Annotated in this window: 1 protein-coding gene; it reads right to left on the bottom strand. The window is 69.8% G+C overall.

The window, feature by feature from the left end; translation table 11 throughout:
* Nucleotides 1-374: hypothetical protein (locus RISW2_RS25325; protein ID WP_043776070.1), on the bottom strand; the 374-nt coding region annotated here is incomplete at both ends.

The following is a 374-nucleotide window of genomic DNA, read 5'->3' as shown; positions in this document are numbered from 1 at the left end:
ATCGAAAACCCGCCGGTGGGAATCCAGTCGGCGCCATCATCGATTTCCGGGTCGAGCAGCTCCTGAGCGGCGTTGGCGTCGCCCGAGATGATGTCAAAGCCCGCAAGCGGAGTCGCTGGCAAGACGCCGGTGATGTCGGTCGCCGCGCCGAAGTCGCTGGTCGCGCCGCGGAAGATGCGGAAGCCCGTGGTGAGGCGGCCGGCGGTCCCGGTAAAGCGGATGCGCGCCGGCTCACCCGTCGCCGTCACGTCGGAGGGCTCGGCCGGCAGCTCCGCCGTCGGGGTGATCTCGATCGCGGGGTCCGGCATCCAGTCGCTGACACGGGCGAACCCCCGGACGAACCGCACCTGCACCTCGTAGGTCGCTGTCGACGA

Source organism: Roseivivax isoporae LMG 25204 (assembly GCF_000521865.1).
Classification (GTDB): Bacteria; Pseudomonadota; Alphaproteobacteria; order Rhodobacterales; family Rhodobacteraceae; genus Roseivivax; species Roseivivax isoporae.
Note: the sequence above shows the minus strand (reverse complement) of the source record. Positions and strands in the feature narration are given on the sequence as shown.